This window comes from Pseudomonas sp. UBA4617, from assembly GCF_002386445.1.
GTDB lineage: Bacteria > Pseudomonadota > Gammaproteobacteria > Pseudomonadales > Pseudomonadaceae > Aquipseudomonas.
Map to the genome: position 1 here is coordinate 225,743 of NZ_DGIR01000039.1, position 25,368 is coordinate 251,110.

General features: G+C 64.2%; 19 protein-coding genes. 13 read left to right on the forward strand and 6 right to left on the reverse strand.

Features of this window, described 5'->3' with window-relative positions:
• Positions 1-157 precede the first annotated feature (157 nt).
• From B4L76_RS18400 to tcuB, 5 genes are all read left to right on the forward strand, one after another.
• Positions 158-901 (forward strand): SDR family oxidoreductase, encoded by a 744-nt coding sequence (locus tag B4L76_RS18400; RefSeq protein WP_296234464.1) that lies wholly within the window; start codon positions 158-160, stop codon positions 899-901.
• A 39-nt stretch (positions 902-940) separates the two neighbouring features.
• Entirely contained in the window at positions 941-1,354 is a 414-nt protein-coding gene (locus B4L76_RS18405) for a cupin domain-containing protein (protein ID WP_296234465.1), read from the forward strand.
• A 62-nt stretch (positions 1,355-1,416) separates the two neighbouring features.
• Positions 1,417-2,337: a LysR family transcriptional regulator gene (locus tag B4L76_RS18410; RefSeq protein ID WP_296234466.1), complete on the forward strand. Its 921-nt coding sequence runs from the start codon at positions 1,417-1,419 to the stop codon at positions 2,335-2,337.
• Positions 2,338-2,482: 145 nt separating this feature from the next.
• Positions 2,483-3,934 (forward strand): FAD-dependent tricarballylate dehydrogenase TcuA, encoded by a 1,452-nt coding sequence (tcuA, locus tag B4L76_RS18415; protein WP_296234467.1) that lies wholly within the window; start codon positions 2,483-2,485, stop codon positions 3,932-3,934.
• Complete coding sequence (tcuB, locus tag B4L76_RS18420; protein WP_296234468.1) at positions 3,915-5,096, forward strand: tricarballylate utilization 4Fe-4S protein TcuB; 1,182 nt, start codon at positions 3,915-3,917, stop codon at positions 5,094-5,096. The genes tcuA and tcuB overlap by 20 nt, the downstream gene beginning before the upstream one ends.
• 60 nt (positions 5,097-5,156) lie before the next feature.
• On the opposite strand, the gene B4L76_RS18425 is transcribed toward tcuB, so the two are convergent.
• Positions 5,157-6,050 carry a LysR family transcriptional regulator gene (locus B4L76_RS18425; protein ID WP_170029032.1) on the reverse strand — a complete coding sequence of 298 codons (894 nt, stop codon included), beginning with the start codon at positions 6,048-6,050 and terminating at the stop codon, positions 5,157-5,159.
• Between the two features lie 146 nt (positions 6,051-6,196).
• Here B4L76_RS18425 and B4L76_RS18430 point away from each other — a divergent pair, with 146 nt between their 5' ends.
• The 4 genes from B4L76_RS18430 to B4L76_RS18445 all read left to right on the forward strand — a co-directional run bounded on the left by B4L76_RS18430 (position 6,197) and on the right by B4L76_RS18445 (position 11,396).
• Positions 6,197-7,276: a 4-oxalomesaconate tautomerase gene (locus B4L76_RS18430; protein ID WP_296234470.1), complete on the forward strand. Its 1,080-nt coding sequence runs from the start codon at positions 6,197-6,199 to the stop codon at positions 7,274-7,276.
• Between the two features lie 72 nt (positions 7,277-7,348).
• Positions 7,349-8,656, forward strand: a complete 1,308-nt coding sequence (gene dctA, locus B4L76_RS18435) for a C4-dicarboxylate transporter DctA (RefSeq protein WP_296234471.1) — start codon at positions 7,349-7,351, stop codon at positions 8,654-8,656.
• A 116-nt stretch (positions 8,657-8,772) separates the two neighbouring features.
• Positions 8,773-10,077 carry a CitMHS family transporter gene (locus tag B4L76_RS18440; protein WP_296234473.1) on the forward strand — a complete coding sequence of 435 codons (1,305 nt, stop codon included), beginning with the start codon at positions 8,773-8,775 and terminating at the stop codon, positions 10,075-10,077.
• Between the two features lie 65 nt (positions 10,078-10,142).
• The gene (locus B4L76_RS18445; protein WP_296234475.1) at positions 10,143-11,396 is read left to right on the forward strand and encodes an OprD family porin; all 1,254 of its coding nucleotides are present in this window, start codon (positions 10,143-10,145) and stop codon (positions 11,394-11,396) included.
• A 124-nt stretch (positions 11,397-11,520) separates the two neighbouring features.
• On the opposite strand, the gene soxR is transcribed toward B4L76_RS18445, so the two are convergent.
• The 3 genes from soxR to lysA all read right to left on the reverse strand — a co-directional run bounded on the left by soxR (position 11,521) and on the right by lysA (position 14,079).
• A complete protein-coding gene (gene soxR / locus B4L76_RS18450) occupies positions 11,521-11,976 on the reverse strand; it encodes a redox-sensitive transcriptional activator SoxR (protein WP_296234476.1) in 456 nt (151 codons plus the stop codon).
• A 68-nt stretch (positions 11,977-12,044) separates the two neighbouring features.
• Entirely contained in the window at positions 12,045-12,782 is a 738-nt protein-coding gene (locus B4L76_RS18455) for a GntR family transcriptional regulator (RefSeq protein ID WP_296234478.1), read from the reverse strand.
• 73 nt (positions 12,783-12,855) lie between these two features.
• Complete coding sequence (lysA, locus tag B4L76_RS18460; protein WP_296234480.1) at positions 12,856-14,079, reverse strand: diaminopimelate decarboxylase; 1,224 nt, start codon at positions 14,077-14,079, stop codon at positions 12,856-12,858.
• 122 nt (positions 14,080-14,201) lie between these two features.
• Here lysA and B4L76_RS18465 point away from each other — a divergent pair, with 122 nt between their 5' ends.
• Positions 14,202-15,107: a LysR family transcriptional regulator gene (locus B4L76_RS18465; protein WP_296234481.1), complete on the forward strand. Its 906-nt coding sequence runs from the start codon at positions 14,202-14,204 to the stop codon at positions 15,105-15,107.
• A gap of 94 nt (positions 15,108-15,201) precedes the next feature.
• Here B4L76_RS18465 and B4L76_RS18470 read toward each other — a convergent pair whose 3' ends face one another.
• Positions 15,202-15,555: a hypothetical protein gene (locus B4L76_RS18470; protein ID WP_296234482.1), complete on the reverse strand. Its 354-nt coding sequence runs from the start codon at positions 15,553-15,555 to the stop codon at positions 15,202-15,204.
• Between the two features lie 274 nt (positions 15,556-15,829).
• Between B4L76_RS18470 and B4L76_RS18475 the strand changes: the two genes are divergently transcribed.
• Positions 15,830-20,695 carry an NAD-glutamate dehydrogenase gene (locus B4L76_RS18475; protein WP_296234484.1) on the forward strand — a complete coding sequence of 1,622 codons (4,866 nt, stop codon included), beginning with the start codon at positions 15,830-15,832 and terminating at the stop codon, positions 20,693-20,695.
• 151 nt (positions 20,696-20,846) lie between these two features.
• Here B4L76_RS18475 and ppsR read toward each other — a convergent pair whose 3' ends face one another.
• Positions 20,847-21,665: a posphoenolpyruvate synthetase regulatory kinase/phosphorylase PpsR gene (ppsR, locus tag B4L76_RS18480; RefSeq protein WP_225776982.1), complete on the reverse strand. Its 819-nt coding sequence runs from the start codon at positions 21,663-21,665 to the stop codon at positions 20,847-20,849.
• 177 nt (positions 21,666-21,842) lie between these two features.
• Between ppsR and ppsA the strand changes: the two genes are divergently transcribed.
• Both ppsA and B4L76_RS18490 read left to right on the forward strand, forming a co-directional pair.
• Complete coding sequence (ppsA, locus tag B4L76_RS18485; RefSeq protein ID WP_296234486.1) at positions 21,843-24,218, forward strand: phosphoenolpyruvate synthase; 2,376 nt, start codon at positions 21,843-21,845, stop codon at positions 24,216-24,218.
• Between the two features lie 101 nt (positions 24,219-24,319).
• On the forward strand, positions 24,320-25,324 hold the full coding sequence (locus B4L76_RS18490) for an alpha/beta fold hydrolase (protein ID WP_296234488.1): 1,005 nt from the start codon (positions 24,320-24,322) through the stop codon (positions 25,322-25,324).
• Positions 25,325-25,368: the final 44 nt, after the last annotated feature.

Here is a 25,368-nt window from a genome sequence, read left to right on the forward strand (position 1 = left end):
GCAATACTGGCCTGCGCCCGGCTTGAACAGTTTGGACGCAAATTGAAGCCTGCGTGGAGGCAAATCCAGGCAATGAACAAGGACTCGCTGTGCCAGGCGGCGCATGCTGCAGCCAGGCGACGGCAGTGGTTGCGGTCGTGCACGTGGAGACAGCCGAATGAAAATCGTGGTCATCGGAGGCACCGGCCTCATTGGTTCGAAGCTTGTCAACGGCCTGCATGAGCGCGGCCACCAGGCCGTCGCGGCGGCGCCGAGCACCGGGGTCAACAGCATCACCCGCGAGGGTCTTGCCGAGACGATGGATGGCGCGGATGTGGTGGTGGACGTGGCCAATGCACCGTCCTGGGAGGACCAGGCGGTGCTGGACTTCTTCGAGACGTCCACGCGCAACCTGCTGGCAGCCGGGAAAGCCGCTGGGGTGAAGCATCATGTGGTGTTGTCGATCGTCGGTAGCGAGCGCCTGCCGGACAACGGCTATTTCTGCGCCAAAGTCGCCCAGGAGGCGTTGATCAAGGACTCCGGGCTGCCGTACACCGTGCTGCGGGCTACGCAGTTCTTCGAATTTGTCGAAGGCATCGCCCAGGCGGGTACTGTCGGTGATGAAATCCATCTGTCGCCGGCGTTGTTCCAGCCGCTGGCTGCCGATGACGTGGTGGCGGCGCTGCTCGACGTGGCCCTGGCACCGGCAGCCAACGCTACGCTGGAGATGGCCGGGCCAGAGGCGCTGCCGATGGACGAGCTGGTGCGCCGCTTCCTGCGCCTGCGTGGTGACAACCGTAAGGTAGTGGCCGACGTGCACGCCCGCTATTTCGGCGCCGAGCTCGATGACAGGGCTCTCACCCCCGGCAGCGGCGCGCGGCTTGGCACCATCCGTTTCGAAGACTGGCTGGCGCGCCAGTGAGTCACCTGGCACCCACCCGTTAACTCAAGGAGCATCAGCATGTTCAATCGCACCCTCCTGGCCACCGCATTCAGCGTGCTGGCCATCACCCCGACGATCGCCGCCGAACGCCCGCTGAGCAAGGTCACCGTGGTGTTCGACAAGCCGCTGCCGAACGTCCCAGGCAAGAGCATGCGCGGGGTCATCGTCGACTACGCGCCGGGCGCCGCATCACCCGCGCACCGCCACCCGAATTCCGCTTTCATCTACGCCACCGTGCTTGAAGGCGAAGTACGCAGCAGCGTCAATGGCGAGCCGGCCAAGGTCTACAAGCCCGGCGAGAACTGGTACGAGGCCCCGGGCGCGTTCCACGGCGTCAGCGCCAACGCCAGCGACAGCAAGCCGGCCAAGCTGATGGCGGTGTTCGTGCTCGACAGCAAAGAGACGGTACTGGTCACCCCGAGCGACAAGTAGGCCGCGAGCAGCCACCGATCCTGCGTACAATGCGGGCAGGGCAAGGGCATCGCGAGGTCAATGTGGAGTTACGCCAGGTTCGCTACTTTTTGAGTGTGCTGGAGCACGGCAGCCTGGGCAGGGCCGCGCTCGAGCTAGGGGTAGGCGCGTCCGCCCTGAGCCAGCAGCTGTCGAAGCTGGAAAGCGAGCTGAGCACACGCCTGCTGACTCGCTCGAGTACCGGTGTTACGCCGACAGCGGCGGGCCTGGCCTTCGAGTACCACGCGCGGCTGGCGCTGCGCCAGGCCGAGCACGCCATGCTGGCGGCGCAGAGCGGGCGCATGAGCGGCTATGTCAGCGTCGGCCTGGCGCCAACCACTGCATCGGTCCTGGGCCTGGCCCTGATCGAGCGGATGCGCCAGCGCTATCCGGACATCCACCTGCACCTGGTGGAGATGCTCTCGGGATATCTGTTCAGCCAGCTCAACGCCCGGCACCTGGACCTGGCGGTGTTGTTCCAGGCGGAAGCGGGGGCGCGGCTGGAGGTGCGCCCGCTGTTGCAGGAGCGCTTGTTCGCCCTGGTGCCGCAGCGCCTGGTGCAGGATGGCTGGGGCGATGCGCTGACCTTGCAGCAGATCGCCACGCTGCCACTGGTGATGCCCAGTACCCAGCATGGCCTGCGTTCGACCTTGCAGGCGGTCCTGGCCCGGGCCGGCCTGGAGGCCGACATCGTCATGGAGGTCGACGGTTTGTCGCTGCTCATGGATTGCGTGGCGGCCGGCCACGCTGCCACCCTGCAACCCGGTGCCGCGGTAGCCAGGGCAGCCCAGGCCGGCGTGCGGGTATTCGCCATCGACGATGCCCAGGCGCAGCGCCGCAACCTGGTGGTGAGCCTGAGTGAAGACGAGCTCTCGCCAGCTGCGCTGGCGACCCGGATCGTACTGCATGAGGTTGCCCGCGACCTGGTCGCCCAAGGCCAGTGGCCAGGGGCGCGACTGCTATGACCGGCGCGTGCGGCGTCGCCACCCTTTAGAAAAACTGAACACCTACCCCCGCTGATCGCGTTTCGTCACCCGCACGGGGTCATTAGATTCCGTGGTCCGCGAGGAGCACACCGACCGTTCTGGCTCCTCGAGACCTGGAGGCAAAATGATCGATGTGCTTGTCATTGGCGGTGGCAACGCCGCCCTGTGCGCGGCCTTGATGGCACGTGAGGCCGGCGCCAGTGTGCTGCTGCTGGAGGCCGCGCCGCGTGCCTGGCGAGGTGGCAACTCGCAACACACCCGCAACCTGCGGTGCATGCACGATGCACCCCAGGATGTGCTGGTCGATGCGTACCCGGAAGAAGAGTTCTGGCAAGACCTGCTCAAGGTCACCGACGGCCAGACCGACGAAAAACTGGCGCGGCTGGTGATCAGGGCGTCGTCCGACTGCCGCGACTGGATGCGGCGTCACGGTGTGCACTTCCAGCCGTCGTTGTCCGGGGCCTTGCACACGGCTCGGACCAATGCGTTTTTCATGGGCGGCGGCAAGGCGTTGATCAATGCCTATTTCCGCAGCGCCGAACGCCTGGGCGTGGAGGTTCGCTACGACACCCCGGTGTGCGACATCGAGCTGCAGGGCGACCGTTTCGTCGCCGCCCATGTACCGGCGCGCGAGGTAGGCGGGCGGCAGTTGCCGGCCGAACGCATCCAGGCACGCAGCTGCGTGCTGGCCGCCGGTGGCTTCGAATCCAACCGCAGCTGGCTGCGTGAAGCCTGGGGGCAGAACGAGCGCGGCGAATGGCCGGCGGACAACTTCCTGGTGCGCGGTACCCGCTTCAATGACGGCGTGCTGCTGCGGCGCATGATCGACCTGGGCGCCGACACCATCGGTGACCCGACCCAGGCGCACATGGTAGCTATCGATGCCCGCGCGCCGCTTTACGACGGCGGCATCTGCACCCGCATCGACTGCGTTTCGCTGGGGCTGGTGGTCAATCGCGAAGGCCGGCGCTTCTACGATGAGGGTGAAGACTTCTGGCCCAAGCGCTACGCGATCTGGGGCCGCCTGGTGGCTCATCAGCCGGGCCAGGTCGGCTTTTCCATCATCGACCAGAAGGCCCTGGGCCGCTTCATGCCACCGGTGTTCCCAGGCACCACGGCCAACACCCTCGAAGAACTGGCGGGCCTGCTTGGGCTGCCGCCGGCGGCCTTCGTGGACACCGTGCAGGCTTACAACCGCGCCTGCCAGCCCGGCACCTTCGACCATACCCGGCTGGATGACTGCCACACCGTCGGTCTTGTCCCGGCCAAGAGCCACTGGGCCCTGCCCATCGATACACCGCCTTTCTACGGCTACCCGCTGCGCCCTGGCGTCACCTTCACCTACCTGGGCCTGCGCACCGACGAGAGCGCCGCCGTTCACTTCGCCGGCCGGCGCAGCCCGAACCTGTTCGTGGCCGGTGAAATGATGGCCGGCAACGTGCTGGGCAAGGGTTATACCGCCGGTGTCGGCATGTCCATTGGCACCGCCTTCGGGCGTATCGCCGGTACCCGCGCCGCCGCTGCCGCGCGCATTCCATCCCCAGACGAGGCCCGCCATGACCGCGCAACTGCCTGACCCCCGCCAGTACCAACCTGCCGCAAGCGGCCCCGAACTGATCCCGTTGCTGAACCTGGAGGAACAGGAAGTGCAACGGCAGATGAGCATCTGCAATGCCTGTCGCTACTGTGAAGGGTTCTGCGCCGTGTTCCCGGCGATGACCCGCCGGCTGACCTTCGGCAAGGCTGATATCCATTACCTGGCCAACCTGTGTCACAACTGCGGCGCCTGCCTGCACGCGTGCCAGTACGCTGCGCCTCACGAGTTCGCCGTCAACGTGCCGCAGGCGATGGCCAAGGTGCGCGGCCAAACCTACGCCGACTATGCCTGGCCAGCGGCGTTTGGCCGGCTGTATCGGCACAATGGTGGCTATGTCGCCAGCGCGCTGGCCCTGGCGCTGTCGCTGTTCCTGTTGCTGGCCCTGGCGGTCAACGGCACCTTGCTGCCCGGGCGGCTGGCGGGGGATTTCTATGCGGTGTTCCCGCACAACACCCTGGCGCTGTTGTTCGGCAGCGTGTTCAGCCTTGCCGGTGTGGCGCTGGCACTGGCGGTGCGACGCTTCTGGCGCCAGATTTCGCCGGCCGGGCAGCAGGCAGCCTCGGCCGATGGCGCTGTACTCGAGGCATCGGCGGCGGTACTGACGCTGAAGTACCTCGACGGAGGGCATGGCCAGGGCTGCAACAATGCCGACGACCGCTACACGCTGTGGCGGCGCCGCTTCCATCACCTGACCTTCTACGGCTTCCTGCTGTGCTTTGCGGCCACGCTGGTCGCCACCGGTTATCACTACCTGCTCGGCCTGGCAGCGCCTTACCCGGTGCTGAGCCTGCCGGTGCTGCTGGGTACGGTCGGTGGGGTTGGCCTGGTCATTGGCCCGCTCGGGCTGCTGGCGCTGAACCTGCGCCGGGCGCCGGCACATGGCGATGTCCGGCAAAGGCCAATGGACCGGGCATTCATCCTGCTGCTGTTGCTGGTGAGCGTCAGCGGGCTGGCACTGCTGGCGCTGCGTGACAGCGGGGCGATGGCCATGTTGCTGGCCATTCACCTGGGCACGGTGATGGCGCTGTTCCTCACGCTGCCCTACGGCAAGTTCGCCCATGGCGTGTTCCGCAGCGCCGCGTTGCTGAAATTCGCCATCGAGAAACGCCGGCCCGACCCGCATGGCCTGGGTGGGGACTGAAGCATGGGCGCGGCGCTGCTGGTTGTCTGGGCCGGGCATCGGCCTGGCGGCGCTGGCTGTTCAGCGGTTCGGCCACTTCTCCAGCAGGATCGAAACGAACTTTTCCGCGGCAGGCGACAGCGACGCTCCGCGCCGGTACACCAGGCCCAGGGTGCGCGTCACCTGGGGTTCGATCAGCGGCACGCTGACCAGTGTCGGGTGGTCGGCGCTGGGCATGGCCAGGCTGGGCATGGCGGATACCCCCAGCCCGGCCTCGACCATCCCCAGCGAGGTGGACAGGTGCTGTACCTCGTAGAACCACTTGGGGCGCAGGTTGAGGCCGGAAAGGGCATGGTCGAGCAGCATGCGGTTGCCGCTCAGGCGGCCAACGCCGATCAACCGGTAGTCGGCAAGCTCGGTCCAGGTAACGGCTTCACGCCCCGCCAGTTTGTGGTCGCGCCGGCAGGCCAGGACGAAGTGCTCTTGCACCAGCGAGACGAATTCGATGTCCGGGTGTTGCCCGCTCATCATGTTGATGCCGAAGTCGGCTTCGCCACGCAGCACGGCTTCCAGCCCGTCATTGGCGCTGAGGTCGAGCAGGCGGATACGGATTTTCGGGTACTGCTCGTTGTAGTCGCGAATCACCGACGGCAGGAAGTAGAACGCGGCGGTGGGAATGCAGGCGAGGGTGACCTGGCCGGTCTGCCGCTCGGCCAGCTCACGGATGCTGAGGATCGAGTCCTCGAAATCATCCAGCAGCCGCCTGGCCTTGGGCAGGAAGTCGCGCCCGACGCTGGTCAGGCTGACCCGACGAGTAGTGCGTTCGAGCAACGAGGTGCCCAACCCTTCTTCGAGCTTCTTGATCCGCCGGCTCAGCGCCGGCTGGGACAGGTGCAGGGCTTCGGCGGCTTCATGGAAGCTGCCGAGTTCGGCGATTTTCACGAAAGATCGGATGTCTTGCAGCTCATATTCCATAAATAAACCACAGCGCTTTTGACAGAGAATTATTTTATGAAAAGCAATAATGGCTACGATATTTGCATTGGATTGATTTATCCATCCCTGTCACTCTTTTGCTCACAGCATCAATGATGTCCATTGATCAACAAGAGTGCGAAATCATGCAACGAATTCCTTGCGTACTCATGCGCGGTGGCACCTCCAAGGGGCCGTTCTTCCACGCCTGGGACCTACCTGCCAATGTGGTCGAGCGCGACGAATTGCTGATCAACCTAATGGGCTCCGGTCATGAACTGGAAATCGACGGCATCGGTGGCGGCAGCCCGCAGACCAGCAAGGTCGCCATCATCAGCCCGTCGTTGCATGCCGACGCCGACGTCGACTACCTGTTCGTCCAGGTCATGGTTGCCCAGCGCCGGGTCGACACAGCCCCGAACTGCGGCAACATGCTGTGCGCCGTCGGCCCGTTCGCCATCGAGCAGGGCCTGGTCAAGGGCCAGGACGGCAAGACGTTGGTGCGTATTCGCAACCTCAACACTGGCACCTTCGTCAATTCGCTGGTGGAAACCCCCGGCGGTATCGTGCGCTACGAAGGCCGTACGGCGATCGATGGCGTACCGGGCACTGCCGCCCCGGTGCACCTGACCTTCCTCGATGCGGTCGGCAGCAAGACCGGCAAGCTGTTCCCCACCGGCCAGGCCAAGGATGTGATCGACGGTGTGCCAGTCACCTGCATCGACATGGCCATGCCGATGATGGTGGTCCAGGCCAGCGAACTGGGGGTCAGCGGCGCGGAAACCCCGGCTGAACTCGACGCCAACGGCGCGCTGCTCGCACGCCTCGAGGCGTTGCGCCTGAAGGCCGGCAAGGCCATGGGCCTGGGTGATGTCAGTGGCATGGTCATTCCCAAGCCGGTGTTGGTGTCCAAACCACGCTACGACGGCACCGTGCAGGTTCGCTACTTCATGCCGCACAACTGCCATCGTGCCCTGGCCATCACCGGCGCGGTAGGGCTGGCGACTGCCTGTGTCAGCCCCGGTACGGTGATCGGCGACCTGCTGGGCGAGGGCGCGGGGCAACTCACCGAGGTGCGCCTGGAACACCCGAGCGGTGGCATCGATGTGGCGCTGTCGCGCAGTGGTGCCAATGGCCAGACGATCCAGGCCTCGGTGGTGCGAACCGCCCGGCGGCTCTTCTCAGGGTTCGTCTACGCCCCTACATTCCGCAGGTTGGCGGGGTAAGCCCAGGGGTTATCCAGACCTGCACGATCGCAACAAGCGCATCCGCACAATTTCAACAATGGGTGATGCCACATGAAACTCGCCAAATCGCTGTATTTCCAGATCCTCTGCGCCGTCCTGCTGGGCGTGGTGGTCGGCCATTTCTGGGCGCAACAGGCGGTGGCCCTGAAGCCGCTGGGTGATGCGTTCATCAAGCTGATCAAGATGATGATCGCCCCGGTGGTGTTCTGCACCATCGTCACCGGCATCGCCGGCATGACCGACAAGCGCTCTCTGGGGCGCCTGATGAGCAAGACCTTGCTGCTGTTCCTGGGCCTGACCGTGCTCAGCCTGGTAATCGGCCTGGCGGCGGTGTACCTGTTCAAGCCCGGCGCCGGCATGAACATCGACCCGGCCACCCTGAGCAGCGCCGGCCTCAGCCAGTACACCGCGTCGGCCGCCAAGCTGAGCGTGGTGGACTTCTTCATGCACATCATCCCGGACACCTTCATCGGGGCCTTCAACAAAGGTGAAGTGCTACCGGTGCTGTTCATTGCCGTGCTCAGCGGTTTTGCCCTGTCGTCGATGGGCGAGAAGGGTAAGCCGGTACTGGATGTGCTGGAGTCGGCGTCGACCATGGTGTTCCGAATCTTCGGCTACCTGATGCGGTTTGCCCCGGTCGGAGCCTTTGGTGCGCTGGCGTTCACCGTCGGCCAGTACGGCGTCACCTCGCTCGGTTCGCTGGCCAAGCTGGTGGGTACGCTGTATATCGCCTGCGCGTTCTTCGTCCTGGTCGTGCTGGGTGGCATCTGCCGTGCCCACGGCTTCAGCCTGTGGAAGCTGCTGCGTTACTTCCGCGAGGAGTTCCTGGTGGTGCTGGGCACGTCCTCGACCGAGCCGGTGCTGCCGCGCATGCTCGAAAAACTCGAGAAGCTGGGCTGCAACAAGGGCGTGGTCGGCCTGGTGTTGCCTACCGGCTACTCGTTCAACCTGGACGGAACCGCCATCTACCTGTCACTGGCAGCGGTGTTCATCGCCCAGGCCTGCAACATCGACCTGAGCCTGGGCCAGGTGGTCACCATGCTGGCGATCATGCTGCTGTCGTCCAAGGGCGCCGCAGGCGTGACCGGCAGCGGCTTCGTGGCGCTGGCCTCGACCCTGACCGTGATCCACGACATCCCCCTGGCCGGCCTGGCCCTGCTGATCGGCATCGACCGCTTCATGTCGGAGGCCCGTGCCCTGACCAGCCTTGCCAGCAACGCGGTGGCAACGGTGGTGGTGTCGCTGTCGGAAAACGCCTGTGACCGCCAGACCCTGCTCAGCCGCCTGAACGGCGAAGCGCTGGCCGGCCCGGTTGCCGAAACGCCTGAATGGGCCGCCGAGCCGCATCGTCACGGCTGAACTGCGTTGCCCTGAACCTCTGTCGACACGTCCCCCACCCGCTTCTGCCGGGTGGGGTAGGGGGCCGTCTGCGCTGCACTCGGCCACACTGGAAAATAACAACAAGAGAACGAACCATGCTTGCACTTCTGGGCCTGATCATGGTGGTGACCTTCACCTACCTGATCATGAGTAAACGCCTGTCCCCGATCGTCGCACTGACCGTCGTGCCGATCGTCTTCGCCCTGATCGGCGGCTTCGCCCCGGAGCTGGGCAAGATGATGCTCGACGGGCTGAAGATGGTTGCGCCGTCTGCTGCGTTGCTGCTGTTCGCCATCCTGTTTTTCGGCCTGATGATCGACGCCGGCCTGTTCGACCCGCTGATCCGCAAGATCCTCAAGCGGGTGAACGGCGACCCGGTCAAGATCGCCATCGGCACCGCGCTGCTGTCGCTGCTGGTGGCGCTGGACGGTGATGGCACCACCACCTACATGATCACCTGCGCCGCCATGCTGCCGCTGTACAAGCGCATAGGCATGAACCCGATGATCCTGGCCACCGTGTCGATGTTGTCGCTGAACATCATGAGCGGCATGAGCCCTTGGGGCGGCCCGGCCACGCGTGCCATTGCCGCACTGGGGCTGGATGCCACCGAATACTTCATCCCGATGTTGCCCACCGTCATCGGTGGCGCCGCGTGGGTAGTGTTCACCGCCTTCCTGCTGGGCCGCGCCGAGCGGCGGCGTATCGGCAACATCGCGCTGCAGTCCGGTGGTGGCAACTGCTACATCAAGGAAATCCTCGGCGAGAGCCCGCACAAGCGCCCGCGCCTCGCCTATGTGAACCTGCTGCTGGTGATTGTTGTGATGAGCGCCCTGGTGCTGGGGCTGATGCACGCCGCCATCCTGTTCATGGTCGGTTTCGTCGCTGCGCTGATGATCAACTACCCGCAGCTGGAATTGCAGAAAGAACGCATCCTCGCTCACTCGGGCAATGCGATGACCGTGGTGCTGCTGGTATTCGCCGCGGGCATCTTCGCCGGCATTTTCTCCGGCACCAAGATGGTCGATGCGCTGGCGCAAACCCTGGTGGACTGGATTCCGGAAGCCTGGAGCCACTGGTTCCCGCTGGTGGTGGCGCTGACCAGCATGCCGCTGACCTTCGTGCTGTCCAACGACGCCTACTACTTTGGCGTGGTGCCGATCCTGGCCAATGCTGCGGCGGCCTATGGCATCGACCCGGTGGAAATTGCCCGCGCCTCGGTGCTGGGCCAGCCGGTGCATCTGATGAGCCCACTGGTCGCTTCGACCCTGCTGCTGGTGGGCATGGTCGACCGGGATATCGGCGACTTCCAGAAAGCCACGGTGAAATGGGCAGTCCTCACTTCACTGGTCATCACCGCACTGGCACTGCTTACCGGGGCCTTGTCCTTCTTCGTCTAAGCGATACCGGGCGCTGCCAGGCGCCCGCCATTACTCATTCTGAAAACAACAACAGAGTACCGACCATGTCCCGAGCTGTGTTCCGTGGGGCCACCTGTGGCCTGCTGTGCGGCTGGCTGCCCGTTGCCGGCGCCGCTGGTTTCGTCGATGACAGCAAACTCAAGCTGCAACTGCGCAATGTCTATTTCAACGAAAACTTCCGTGACGAGCAGGGCATGAGTGCCCGCGCCGCGGCCAGTGCCAAGAGCGAGCGGGTAGAGTGGGCGCAGGGCTTCCTGCTCGACTATCAGTCGGGCTTTACCAACGGCACCTTGGGCGTGGGGCTGGATGCCCTTGGTCTGTGGGGCGTACGCCTCGATTCCGGTCGTGGGCGCAGTGGCACCGGGCTGCTGCCGGTGCACGACGACGGCCGTGCTGCGCACGAGTTCGCCAGCGCCGGGGTGACGGCCAAGGCACGCCTGGGCCAGACCGTGGTCAAGCATGGCACCTTGCTGCCGAAGATGCCGCTGCTGGTATACAACGATGCGCGCTTGTTGCCGCAGACCTACCAGGGCACGCAGCTCACCAGCACCGACATTGACGGGTTGGCCTTGACGGCTGGCCACCTGGACCGCTTCAAGCAGCGTGACGCTACCGACAGCACCGGCCTTTACCTGGATGGCTATGCCGGCGACAGGTCGGGCGACTTCAACTTTGCCGGTGCCGATTATGCGCTTAACAAGCAACTGCGCCTGAGCTACTACCATGGCCAGCTCGAACATTTCTATCGCCAGGATTTCGCCGGGCTGGTCCACGACCTGCCGTTGGCCGGCGGGGTGCTGACTACCGACCTGCGCTATTTCAAGAGCCGCGACAGCGGGGCGGCCTATGGCGGCGCCATCGACAATGACATGTTCAGCGGGCAGTTGGCCTATGCCCATTCCGGCCATACCGTCGGTGCTGGCTACCAGGTGCTCGATGGCGACGCGGGGCTGCCGTATATCAGTGGTGCAACGGTGTATTCGTTCAGCAACGCGGGTATCGGTAAGTTCATCGAGGAAGAGGAGAAGACCTGGATGGCCAGCTACGCATACAACTTTGCCGCCGCTGGTGTGCCTGGGCTGACTTTCATGGCGCGCTACCTGAGTGGCGACAATGGCCGCTCCGGCAGCGAGGGGATCAAGGAGTGGGAGCGTGACGCCGAGCTTGCCTATGTAGTGCAGGCCGGGCCCTTGAAAGGCCTGGGGGTGAAGTTGCGCAATTATGTCTACCGTTCGGATTTCGCCCGGGGGCGGGACAGCAATCGCCTCTATCTGACCTACGATATCGCCATCTGGTAAGGGCGCGTACGGTTCCGCTGGGAGCTCAAGGGCAAGAGGCTAGCGTAGCCCCTGTAGGCGCGGCTTCAGCTGCGATCACCGGCGCAGCCGGTGCCATCCACCGCGTCGCCTGGGGGCGCATACCTCATTGGGTCTTGTTCTCCAGAATCCGCCCGCCGGTCCCTTGCTTGCCCAGTACATCTTCGGGGTTGCGCAGCGGGCATTCCTCCAGCGACAGGCAACCGCAACCTATGCAGTTGTCCAGGCTGTCGCGCAATGCCTCAAGCGTGCGGATGCGTGCGTTCAGGTCTTCGCGCCAGGCGCTGGACATTTCCCCCCATTGCGCCGCCGTCAGCTTGCTGTTCGGCGGATACCGGCTGAACGCCTGCCTGATTTCCTCCAGGGGAATGCCGGTACGCTGCGCCACCTTGATGATCGCCAATGTGCGCAGTACCAGCGCGGGATAGCGACGCTGGTTGCCTGCCGTTCGAGTGCTGGCAATCAGCCCCTTGGCTTCGTAGAAATGCAGCGCAGACACGGCCACGCCGCTGCGTCTGGCTACTTCACCTACCGTTAGCATTCGTGTGCTTTCTACTGCCATGCCTGTTGGCCTCACGTTAACCTGCAGAAGCTGACGGGTATTTGTATAAGTGCAGCGCGCTGATCGCTTCAACCCGCTGAACGATCTCGGCGCATCTGGCTGATCAAGGTAAAGCGATCAGCCGGAAGCACCGTCTCGGCCACAGCCATCAGGTCGCCGTTTTCCTCGCGGTAATGGCGGATGATGTTGAGCGCTGCGGCACCTGCCTCGGCCTTCAGTGCGTGGGCGATTGGCGCTGTCAGCAAGACCGCCCGAACCTGCTGCTCGACCCATGCGATTGCCCGGCCGTAGCGTTGCTCGATCAGCTCTGCGATCAACTGGTCGGGGTGTTCGCGGGCCAGTTCGATGACCTCGGCATAGTCCCGCGGTACGTAAACCTCGTTCCAGCACTGCGGCAAGCTATCATGCACGCAGTCGACACGGATGCTCGACACGCACAGATAGTGCTCACCCGGTACCAGGCCCAACCGCTCGGCCTCGCTCAGGTCGGCGATGAAGTGGCGCATGTCCTGTATTTGCCGCTGCTGGTTTTGCCCGAGTTGCGCCAGCTCCGCCACGCTGGCCAGTGACTGGGAATAGCCGCCACGCGGACTGCTGGCCTCGACCCGGGTGCCCACGCGCTTGCGCCGCGACACCAGCCCCTGGTCCAGCAACTGGTCGATGGCCGCGCGCACCGTGTGCCGGCTGACACTGTACAGGTCGCACAGCTCGAGTTCGGTGGGCAGCAGGCTGCCCACCGGGTAACGGCCACTGGTGATGCCTTGCATCAGGTCCTTTGCCACACGGGCATAGCGCGTCGGGTTCATGCTTGCCCTGTCGGCAAAAACGAAAGCTGGGCAGTTTAGCAGAGCTCCCCGACGGGGCAGGTTACTTTGCCTGTCACTCCAGGCCCAGCAGATCCTGCACGGTCTGCCGGCGGCGAATCATGCGCAACGCGCCCTGTTCGATGAGGAACTCCGGCAGCAATGGCCGGCTGTTGTAGTTCGATGACATCGATGCCCCGTAAGCGCCGGCATCGTGGATCACCAGCAGGTCGCCCACCTGTGCCTGGGGCAGGTCGTGCGGGGTCAGTTCCTGGTCATCCTGGGTAAACACATCACCCGACTCGCACAGCGGCCCGGCGACCACGGTTGGCTGGCGTGGGCGGTCCACCGGCTGGCCGTTGGCGTCGAGCAAAGTCATGCGGTGGTAGGCGCCATACATGGCCGGGCGCATCAGGTCGTTGAAACCGGCATCGATCATGACGAAGGTGTTGCGGCCGGCCTGCTTCACGGCCCGTACTTCGGCCACCAGGTAGCCTGATTCCGCCACCAGGAAGCGCCCGGGCTCGATCTCCATGCGCACCGGGTGGCCCAGCATGGCTTCGATTTCCTGGCGCGCCACGGCCCAGGTGCGGGCGTAGCGCTGCAGGTCGACCGGCTTGTCGTTGCTGCGATACGGGGTGGAAAGCCCGCCGCCGATGGAGAAGGCTTCGATGTCCACGCCCAGCCGGCCAATCAGCCCGATCATCGCCCGGGCCACCTGTTCCAGGTGCTGGTAGTCCACGCCGGAGCCGATGTGCATGTGCACGCCCACCAGATGCAGGCCATTGGCCTTCACGCAGGCCAGCGCCTGGTCCAGCTGCTCGTGCCAGATGCCGTGCTTGCTGTTCTCGCCACCGGTGTTGGTCTTGCGGCTGTGACCGTGGCCGAAACCGGGGTTGATGCGCAGCCACACGCGGTGGCCAGGGGAGCGTTCTCCCAACTGGCGCAGCATGTCGATGGAGCCGGCATTGACCTCGATCTTCGTCGCCACCACCCGCTCCAGGGTCGGCCGGTCCAGCGCATCGCAGGTCAGCACCACACCGGCGGGGTCGCCACCCACGCTTGCACCGGCAGCGAAGGCCCGCTCCATCTCGCCCAGCGATACCGCGTCCAGCACCAGGCCGTGGGCGCGCATCAGCCGCAGCACGTGCAGGTTGGGGTTGGCCTTCTGGGCGAAGCGCACGGTGTCGAACACCTTCAGTTGTTCGACCCGTTCGGCGATGGTGCTGGCGTCGTAGGCCCACAGCGGCGTGCCGTGCTGGCGGGCTGCCTCGGCCAGGAGGGGGAAGGGTGCGGTCATGGTGGCGCTACTCATATAAGGAAGCGATGAGGATGGCCCAAAGCGCAAATTCAGAAAAATAGCTATTTTTCTGCTGGCCATTCATATCTGATATGCCTCTAGCCGATTTACCGGGTGCCGCCATGAAATTGTCTGTTCGCCATATTGAAGTGTTCCGCGCCATCATGGCTGCTGGCAGCGTCACCGGTGCGGCGCGCCTGCTGTTCACCTCGCAGCCCACTGTCAGTCGTGAACTGGCGCGGCTGGAACAGCTAACCGGCCTGAACCTGTTCGAACGCGAGGCTGGGCGCCTGGTGGCGACCGCCCAGGCGTTGCTGTTGATAGAAGAGGTGGAGCGCGCCTACCTCGGGCTGGAACGGATCGAGCGCTTTGCCCAGGCCATTCGCAATTTCGAGCAAGGCCGGCTGGCTATCACTTGCCTGCCGCTGTTTTCCCAGACCTTGTTGCCCAGGGCGTGCCAGCGCTTTCATCAGCAGCACCGGGGCGTGAGCGTGAGCATTCTGGCGCAGGAGTCGCCGTTGCTGGAGGAGTCGCTGGTCGCCCAGCAACATGACCTGGGCCTGACCGAGGTCGAGCAGATACCCCGCGGCGCGTACGGCGAATTACTGTTCAGCGCCAACATGGTCTGTGTGCTGCCCGAAGGTCACCCGCTGCAGGCCAAGGCCGAACTGGAGCTGAGCGATTTCCACGAGGTCGACTTCATCAACCTGGCCAGCCTGGACACCTACCGGCAGCGCCTGGACCAGCACTTCCGGGCGGCGGGTGTGAACCGGCGCACGGTCATCGAGACCACCAGCGCCGCCTCGGTGTGCGCCATGGTCAGGCAGGGCCTCGGGGTGGCGATCATCAACCCGCTGAGCGGGCTGGAGGCCGCGCAGGGCGGGTTGCCGATCCGCCGGTTGCGGGTATCGGTGCCGTACCAGGTGATGTTGATACGGCCCGACCACCGGCCTGCGTCGGCGGCGGTGGAGCCGTTCTGTGAGGCGTTGCGGGTACAGGCACAGGAAATGCAGGCGGCGTTGATCTGATGCCCACCACGGCGGTCCCCGCAGGAGCGGCTTTAGCCGCGAACACCGGCGAAGCCGGTGCCATCCACCACGCTATCTGCTTGCCGGTGGGGCTTCACAGCTCGCAGACGAACGTGCCGGTCCCTTCCAGGATGTTCTCCAGGGTCTGCTTCACTTCATCCATATCGCTCAGCTCGCTGGTCAGGTTGATCTCCAGCGTTTCATCCCCCTTCAGCGCATCGCGGTCGCCGGCCGCCACTTCGATCAGCAGGCGTTTGGCGCTCAGGGTCACTTTCAACCCATCCAGCGTCGACGGTTCGTCGTCCAGCGTCAGGTCGACGGTGTCTTCGTCCGGGTAGCGGGTCAGCAGGAACATCTGGCCCTTGTCGCTGTGGCAGCACAGGGTCGCCATGTTGTCTTCCTCGTCATCGCAAGGGGTGGCGAACAGCAGGGCAGTATCGATTTGCATGGACAAGGCTCGGATCAAAGGAAACGGAAAGGAATTCTGACAGTCTTGTCGCCAGGCATAAACGTAAAGTTACCGCCCCTTGACCGAAATTGTCGCAGCGCTGCAAGCCTGAATGACCGATCAGTCGGTAAGCTTCGGCGAGCCCTGGGCGTGCCTGCGCACGTTCAACGCCTGGTTTTACCGTTCGCCTCGCCACGGGTTGGCTATCGTTGATCCGTACATGGCGCACGCAGCGACGCTTCAACTATTACAAAGCCCAAGCGGAGTACCACAGATGGCGTTCTTCACCGCAGCCAGCAAAGCCGACTTCCAGCATCAACTGCAAGCGGCCCTGGCGCAGCACATCAGCGAACAGTCCCTGCCACAAGTGGCGCTGTTCGCCGAGCAGTTCTTCGGCATCATCTCTCTGGACGAACTCACCCAGCGCAGGCTTTCCGACCTGGCCGGCTGTACTCTTTCAGCCTGGCGCATCATCGAACGTTTCGACCCCGAGTACCCGCAAGTGCGGGTGTACAACCCCGATTACGAACGCAATGGCTGGCAGTCGACCCACTCGGTGGTCGAGGTGCTGCACCACGACCTGCCGTTCCTGGTCGACTCGGTGCGCACCGAGCTCAACCGCCGTGGCTACAGCATTCATACCCTGCAGACCACCGTGCTCAGCGTGCGCCGTGGCGCCAAGGGCGAATTGCTCGAACTGCTGCCCAAGGGTACCCAGGGCGAGGGCGTGCGCCATGAGTCGCTGATGTACCTGGAGATCGACCGTTGCGCCAATGCCTCCGAGCTGACGGTGCTGGCCCGCGAGATCGAGCAGGTGCTGGCCGAGGTGCGCGTGGTGGTGTCCGACTTCGAGCCGATGAAGGCCAAGCTGCGCGAAGTGCTGGCGGAAGTGGAGCAGACCGCCTTTGCCCCGGCGCAGCATGAAAAGGGCGAGGTCAAGGCATTCCTCGAGTGGCTGCTGGACAACCACTTCACCTTCCTCGGCTATGAAGAATTCACCGTCCAGGGCAACGCCGATGGCGGTCAGATGGTCTACGACGAGCAGTCCTTCCTCGGCCTGCCACGCCGCCTGCGCGTGGGCCTGACCAGCGACGAGCTGCGCATCGAAGACTACGCCGTGGCCTACCTCAACGAGCCGCTGCTGCTGTCGTTCGCCAAAGCCGCGCTGCCCAGCCGCGTACACCGCCCGGCCTACCCGGACTACGTGTCGATCCGCCAGCTGGACGCCGATGGCAAGGTCATCAAGGAACACCGCTTCATGGGCCTGTACACTTCGTCGGTGTATGGCGAAAGCGTGCATGCCATCCCGTATATCCGGGTCAAGGTCAATGAAGTCGAGCGCCGCTCGGGCTTCGACCCCAAGGCCCACCTGGGCAAGGAACTGGCCCAGGTGCTGGAAGTGCTGCCGCGCGACGACCTGTTCCAGACCCCTATTGACGAACTGTTCAGCACCGTCATGTCGATCGTGCAGATCCAGGAACGCAACAAGATCCGGGTGTTCCTGCGCAAGGACCCGTACGGCCGCTTCTGCTACTGCCTGGCCTACGTGCCGCGGGAGATCTACTCCACCGAAGTGCGGCAGAAGATCCAGCAGGTCCTGATGGAGCGCCTGAAGGCCAGCGACTGCGAGTTCTGGACTTTCTTCTCCGAGTCGGTGCTGGCGCGCGTGCAGCTGATCCTGCGGGTAGACCCGAAGAACCGCATCGACATCGACCCGCAGCAGCTGGAACGCGAAGTTATCCAGGCCTGCCGCTCCTGGCACGACGACTATTCCACGCTGGTGATCGAGAACTTCGGTGAGGCCCAGGGCACCAACATCCTCGCCGATTTCCCCAAGGGCTTCCCGGCTGGCTACCGCGAGCGCTTCGCCGCGCACTCGGCGGTGGTCGACCTGCAGCACGTGCTGAACCTGTCGGAAAGCAAGCCGCTGGCGATGAGCTTCTACCAGCCGCTGACCCAGGTCGGCGAGCGCATCCTGCATTGCAAGCTGTACCACGCCGATACGCCGCTGGCGCTGTCCGATGTGCTGCCGATCCTGGAAAACCTCGGCCTGCGCGTGCTCGGCGAGTTCCCCTACCGGCTGCGCCATGCCAGCGGCCGCGAGTACTGGATTCACGACTTCGCCTTCACCTACAGCGAAGGCCTGAGCCTGGATATCCAGCAGCTCAACGACATCCTCCAGGACGCCTTCATCCATATCGTCCGTGGCGATGCCGAGAACGACGCCTTCAACCGCCTGGTACTGACCGCCGGCCTGCCCTGGCGAGACGTGGCGCTGCTGCGCGCCTACGCCCGCTACCTGAAGCAGATCCGCCTGGGCTTCGACCTGGGCTATATCGCCAGCACCCTGAACAACCACACCGACATCGCCCGCGAGCTGACCCGGCTGTTCAAGACCCGCTTCTACCTGGCGCGCAAGCTCACCCAGGAAGACCTGGATGACAAGCAGCAGCGCCTGGAGCAGGCCATCCTGACCGCGCTGGACGACGTGCAGGTACTCAACGAAGACCGCATCCTGCGCCGCTACCTGGACCTGATCAAGGCCACCCTGCGCACCAACTTCTACCAGCCGGACGCCAACGGCCAGAACAAGTCTTACTTCAGCTTCAAGTTCAACCCCAAGCTGATCCCCGAGCTGCCCAAGCCGGTGCCCAAGTTCGAGATCTTCGTCTACTCGCCACGGGTCGAGGGTGTGCACCTGCGCTTCGGCAACGTGGCCCGCGGCGGCCTGCGCTGGTCCGACCGCGAGGAAGACTTCCGTACCGAGGTGCTTGGCCTGGTGAAAGCCCAGCAGGTGAAGAACTCGGTGATCGTGCCGGTCGGCGCCAAGGGCGGCTTCCTGCCGCGCCGCCTGCCGCTGGGCGGCAGCCGCGACGAGATCGCGGCCGAAGGCGTGGCGTGCTACCGCATCTTCATTTCCGGCCTGCTCGACATCACCGACAACCTCAAGGACGGTGGCGTGGTGCCGCCAGCCAACGTGGTGCGCCATGATGATGACGACCCGTACCTGGTGGTGGCGGCCGACAAGGGCACCGCGACCTTCTCCGACATCGCCAACGGCATTGCCATCGACTACGGCTTCTGGCTGGGCGACGCCTTCGCCTCGGGCGGTTCGGCCGGTTACGACCACAAGAAGATGGGTATTACCGCACGTGGCGCCTGGGTTGGCGTGCAGCGCCACTTCCGCGAGCGCGGCATCAATGTGCAGGAAGACCCGATCACCGTGATCGGCATTGGTGACATGGCCGGCGACGTGTTCGGCAACGGCCTGCTGATGTCCGACAAGCTGCAACTGGTGGCTGCGTTCAACCACTTGCACATCTTCATCGACCCGAACCCGGAGCCGGCCTCCAGCTTTGCCGAACGCAAGCGCCTGTTCGAACTGCCGCGTTCGGCCTGGACCGACTACGACACCAGTATCATGTCCGAAGGCGGCGGGATCTTCCCGCGCAGTGCCAAGAGCATCGCCATCAGCCCGCAGATGAAAGAGCGCTTCGCCATCGAAGCCGACCGCCTGACCCCGACCGAGCTGCTCAACGCGCTGCTCAAGGCCCCGGTGGACCTGCTGTGGAACGGTGGCATCGGCACCTACGTCAAGGCCAGCACCGAAAGCCACGCCGATGTCGGCGACAAGGCCAACGATGCGCTGCGGGTCAACGGCAACGAACTGCGCTGCAAGGTGGTGGGCGAGGGCGGCAACCTGGGCATGACCCAGCTTGGCCGGGTCGAGTTCGGCCTCAACGGCGGCGCCACCAACACCGACTTCATCGACAACGCTGGCGGCGTGGACTGCTCCGACCACGAGGTCAACATCAAGATCCTGCTCAATGAAGTGGTGCAGGGTGGCGACATGACCGAGAAGCAGCGCAACCAGCTGCTGGGCAGCATGACCGACGAAGTGGCCGGCCTGGTGCTGGGCAACAACTACAAGCAGACCCAGGCGCTGTCGCTGGCAGCCCGCCGCGCCCGCGAGCGGATTGCCGAATACAAGCGCCTGATGGCCGACCTCGAGGCCCGTGGCAAGCTCGACCGCGCTATCGAGTTCCTGCCGTCCGAAGAACAGCTGGCCGAACGCCTGGCCGCTGGCCAGGGCCTGACCCGGGCCGAGCTGTCGGTATTGATCTCGTACAGCAAGATCGACCTCAAGGAGCAACTGCTCAAGTCGCTGGTGCCGGACGACGACTACCTGACCCGCGACATGGAAACCGCCTTCCCGCCGTCGCTGGTCAGCAAGTTCGCCGAGGCCATGCGTCGCCACCGCCTCAAGCGCGAGATCGTCAGCACCCAGATCGCCAACGACCTGGTCAACAACATGGGCATCACCTTCGTCCAGCGCCTGAAGGAGTCGACCGGCATGAGTCCGGCCAACGTGGCCGGGGCCTATGTGATCGTGCGCGACATCTTCCACTTGCCGCACTGGTTCCGCCAGATCGAGGCGCTCGACTACCAGGTGCCGGCGGAAGTCCAGCTGACCCTGATGGACGAACTGATGCGCCTGGGACGCCGGGCGACCCGCTGGTTCCTGCGCAGCCGCCGCAACGAGCAGGACGCCGGGCGCGACGCCGCGCACTTCGGGCCGAAGATCGCGCAGCTGGGGCTCAAGCTCGACGAGCTGCTCGAAGGGCCGACCCGCGAGCGCTGGATGGTGCGTTACCAAGGCTTCGTCGAGGCTGGGGTGCCGGAGCTGCTGGCGCGCATGGTGGCCGGTACCAGCCATCTGTACACCCTGCTGCCGATCATCGAGGCGGCCGATGTCACCGGGCATGACCCGGCGCAGGTGGCCAAGGCGTTCTTCGCCGTGGGCAGCGCGCTGGACCTGACCTGGTACCTGCAGGAAATCAGCAACCTGCCGGTGGAGAACAACTGGCAGGCCCTGGCCCGCGAAGCCTTCCGCGACGACATCGACCTGCAGCAGCGGGCGATTACCATCTCGGTACTGCAGATGGCCGACGGGCCGGAAGACATGGACGTCCGAGTGGCGCTGTGGGCTGAGCAGCACCGGGTGATGGTGGAGCGCTGGCGCGCCATGCTCGACGACCTGCGTAACGCCACTGGTACCGACTATGCGATGTACGCGGTGGCCAACCGCGAGCTGGTCGACCTGGCCATGAGCGGGCAGGCGACGGTGCTGCCGTCCTGAGCTTGATGACGCGGTAAATAAAGCCCCGGCAGCGATGCCGGGGCTTTTTCATGGTGTCTGGCGCGGATTTTGTGGTGGTGCAGATATCGAGCGCCGCCCGCGCGGCGCGCGACCTCACTGACGATAAAAATCTTGTGGCGCGCCCTTCGCCTTACTTGAACCGGCGCTCCACCCCTTTCTCGACCAGGATCTTGGCCGAAATCTCTTCCACCGAGAAATGCGTGGAATTGATATGTGGAATGTTCTCCCGGCGGAACAGGCTTTCCACCTCGCGCACTTCGAACTCGCACTGGGCAAAACTCGAATAGCGGCTGTTGGGTTTGCGCTCGTGGCGGATGGCGGTGAGGCGGTCGGGGTCGATGGTCAGGCCGAACAGCTTGTTGTGGTGCTTTTTCAATACTGCCGGCAACTGCAGACGCTCCATGTCGTCTTCGGTCAGCGGGTAGTTGGCGGCACGGATGCCGAACTGCATGGCCATGTACAGGCAGGTCGGGGTCTTGCCGCAGCGCGACACCCCGACCAGGATCAGGTCGGCCTTGTCGTAGTAATGGGTGCGCGCGCCATCATCGTTGTCCAGGGCAAAGTTGACTGCCTCGATGCGCTCCATGTAGTTGGAATTGCCGCCGATCGAGTGCGATTTACCGACGGAATACGACGAGTGGGCAGTCAATTCCTGTTCGAGCGGGGATAAAAACGAAGAAAAGATGTCGATCATGAAGCCGTTCGAGGTCGCCAGGATTTCCCGGATGTCCTGATTGACGATGGTGTCGAAGATGATCGGGCGGACACCGTCGCGCTCGGCTGCGGCATTGATCTGCTGGACCATGGTCCGTGCCTTGTCCGGCGAATCGATATAGGGACGAGTGAATTTATTGAAAGGAATGCTCTCGAATTGAGCGAGCAGACTCTGGCCCAGGGTTTCGGCAGTGATGCCGGTGCCGTCGGAGATGAAGAACGCGGTTCGTTTCATTTGCGATCTGGGCCTTAAGCTGATGACGTTTCTTGGATATGATAAGTTCGGTTTGCCGAATGCGGCTGTCGGCATTCTCACTTATTTTCCATGTACAGGCCACAAGCGTCCGGCCAAGTCAATGAAGGCAGGCGGGCGCCCTTGAGCTTTTCCAACACAGTTAGTGGAGAGATCACCTTGGTAGAGTACGTAGTTTCCCTCGATAAGCTCGGCGTCCATGATGTGGAGCATGTGGGGGGCAAGAACGCATCCCTGGGCGAGATGATCAGCAACCTCGCAGGTGCTGGTGTATCGGTGCCGGGCGGCTTTGCCACTACGGCGCAGGCGTACCGCGATTTTCTCGAACAGAGTGGTCTCAACGACCGTATCCATGCGGCGCTCGACGCACTGGACGTGGATGATATCAACGCCCTGACCAAGACCGGCGCACAGATTCGCCAGTGGGTCATGGAAGCCGACTTCCCGCCGCGCCTTGATAGCGAGATCCGCGCGGCCTTCGCCGAAATGGCCGCCGGTAACGACAACATGGCTGTTGCCGTGCGCTCCTCGGCTACTGCCGAGGACCTTCCGGACGCCTCGTTCGCCGGCCAGCAGGAAACCTTCCTCAACATTCGCGGCGTGGACAACGTGATCCGCGCGGCCAAGGAAGTGTTCGCCTCGCTGTTCAACGACCGCGCCATCGCCTACCGCGTGCACCAGGGCTTCGACCACAAGCTGGTCGCCCTGTCGGCTGGCGTGCAGCGCATGGTCCGCTCGGAAACCGGTACTGCCGGCGTCATGTTCACCCTCGACACCGAGTCGGGCTTCCGCGATGTGGTGTTCATCACCGGCGCCTACGGCCTGGGCGAGACCGTGGTGCAGGGTGCGGTCAACCCTGACGAATTCTACGTGCACAAGAGCACCTTGCAGGCAGGCCGCCCGGCGATCCTGCGCCGCAACCTGGGCAGCAAGGCGATCAAGATGGTCTATGGCGACGAAGCCAAGGCCGGCCGCTCGGTCAAGACCGTGGAAGTGGACCGCGCCGAGCGCGCACGCTTCTGCCTGACCGATGCCGAAGTCAGCGAGCTGGCCAAGCAGGCCATGATCATCGAGCAGCACTACCAGCGCCCGATGGACATCGAGTGGGCCAAGGACGGTGACGACGGCAAGCTGTACATCGTCCAGGCCCGCCCTGAAACGGTGAAAAGCCGTTCCAGCGCCAATGTCATGGAACGCTACCTGCTGAAGGAGAAGGGCACCGTCCTGGTCGAAGGCCGCGCCATCGGCCAGCGCATCGGCGCCGGCAAGGTCCGCGTGATCCACGACGTCTCGGAAATGGACAAGGTCCAGCCGGGCGACGTGCTGGTTTCCGACATGACCGACCCGGACTGGGAGCCGGTCATGAAGCGCGCCAGCGCCATCGTCACCAACCGTGGCGGGCGCACCTGCCACGCGGCGATCATCGCCCGTGAGCTGGGCATCCCGGCCGTGGTCGGTTGCGGCAACGCCACCCAGGTGCTGAAGGATGGCCAGGGCGTGACCGTATCCTGCGCCGAAGGCGACACCGGCTTCATCTTCGAGGGCGAGCTGGGCTTCGACGTCAAGCAGAACTCGGTCGATGCCATGCCCGACCTGCCGTTCAAGATCATGATGAACGTCGGCAACCCGGACCGTGCCTTCGATTTCGCCCAGTTGCCCAACGCCGGTGTCGGCCTGGCGCGCCTCGAGTTCATCATCAACCGCATGATCGGCGTGCACCCCAAGGCACTGCTGAACTACGCCGGCCTGCCAGCCGACCTGAAAGACAGCGTCGACAAGCGCATCGCCGGCTACCATGACCCGGTCGGCTTCTATGTCGAGAAACTGGTCGAGGGCATCAGTACCCTGGCGGCGGCCTTCTACCCGAAAAAGGTCATCGTGCGCCTGTCGGACTTCAAGTCCAACGAGTACGCCAACCTGATCGGCGGCAAGCTGTACGAGCCGGAGGAAGAGAACCCGATGCTGGGCTTCCGCGGTGCCTCGCGCTACATCAGCGAGTCGTTCCGTGACTGCTTCGAGCTCGAGTGCCGCGCACTGAAGCGCGTGCGCAACGAGATGGGCCTGACCAACGTCGAGATCATGGTGCCGTTCGTGCGTACCCTGGGCGAAGCCAGCCAGGTCGTCGACCTGCTCGCCGAAAACGGCCTGGCCCGTGGCGACAACGGCCTGCGCGTGATCATGATGTGCGAGCTGCCGTCCAACGCCATCCTTGCCGAGGAATTCCTCGAATACTTCGACGGCTTCTCCATCGGCTCCAACGACCTGACCCAGCTGACCCTGGGCCTGGACCGCGACTCGGGCATCATCGCCCACCTGTTCGACGAGCGTAACCCAGCGGTGAAGAAGCTGTTGGCCAACGCCATTGCCGCATGCAACAAGGCCGGCAAGTACATCGGCATCTGCGGCCAGGGCCCGTCGGACCACCCGGACCTGGCCAAGTGGCTGATGGAGCAGGGCATCGATAGCGTGTCGCTGAACCCGGATTCGGTACTCGAAACCTGGTTCTACCTGGCCGAGGGCCAGGACGAGGCCTGATGCAGTAGAACGCGGGGGGACGTCTGGCGTACCCCCGCCTGGTTTTTCCAGGGCGAGCTCCAGCAATGGATCCCGCCCTTTTTTATGCACCAAGCAACCTTATGCAAAGCAGCAGCACTCTATTTCCCGTGGCCCTGCTCAGTGCCGAACGCCGCGGCGACCTCAGCGAAGACGTGTATCGGATCAAGGCCGGCAACGGCCCGGATCCTACTGTCGAGCTGGCCGTGACCCGTCTTGGGCTGGCCGACCAGGGCCAGGCCCAGGGGGCGCCGGTCATCCTTTTGCACGGCAGCTTTTCCAACCGTCGCTTCTGGTATTCGCCCAAAGGGGTTGGCCTGGGAGCGTTTCTTGCCCGCGCCGGTTTCGACGTGTGGATCCCGGAAATGCGCGGCCACGGGCTGTCGCCACGCAACCGCGACTGGAAGCACAATAACGTTGCCGCCTATGCCCGAGATGACCTGCCGCTGATTGCCGCGTTCGTGTGCGAGCAGTCCGGCCAGGCGCCGCATTGGGTCGGTCATTCCCTGGGCGGCACGACCCTGGCAGCAGCCCTGGGGGGTGGTTTTCTGGACGCCGGCCAGGTTGCCAGCGTGGCCTTGTTCGGTACCCAGATCAGCCGTGTGTACTGGCCACTGAAGGTGCCGCCGCTGACCTGGGGAGCGAAGCTGCTGCTCAGGCGCTGGGGGCAGATCTCCGGGCCACGTTTCAAGCGTGGTCCGGAGGACGAACCGATTGGCCTGGCGCTGGAGAGCATGCGCTGGCATGGCCTGTTCGGGCGCTTTGGCGACAAGCATAACGACTGGTGGGCCGGCCTCGCCGGGGTGGATGTGCCGCTACTGGCGGTGGCCGGTGCGGGCGACTTCCAGGACCCGGTATGGGCCTGCCGCAAGCTGTTCGAGCAGATGGGCGGGGAGCGCAAGCAGTTTCTGCGACTGGGCCGCGAGGAAGGTTTCGAGGCCTTCGGGCATGTCGACATGCTGGTGAGCAAGGCCGCACAGGTGCAAGTGTGGCCGTTGGTGGAGCGCTGGCTGCGGGATCCGCTGCTGCCAGTACAGGCAGACATGACTGCTCAGTCCTGGATGACTGCGACAGCCTCCAGGGTGTAGCCTTGGCCGATAACCGCTTTCGTTGTGACTGACAGGAGTTTCCC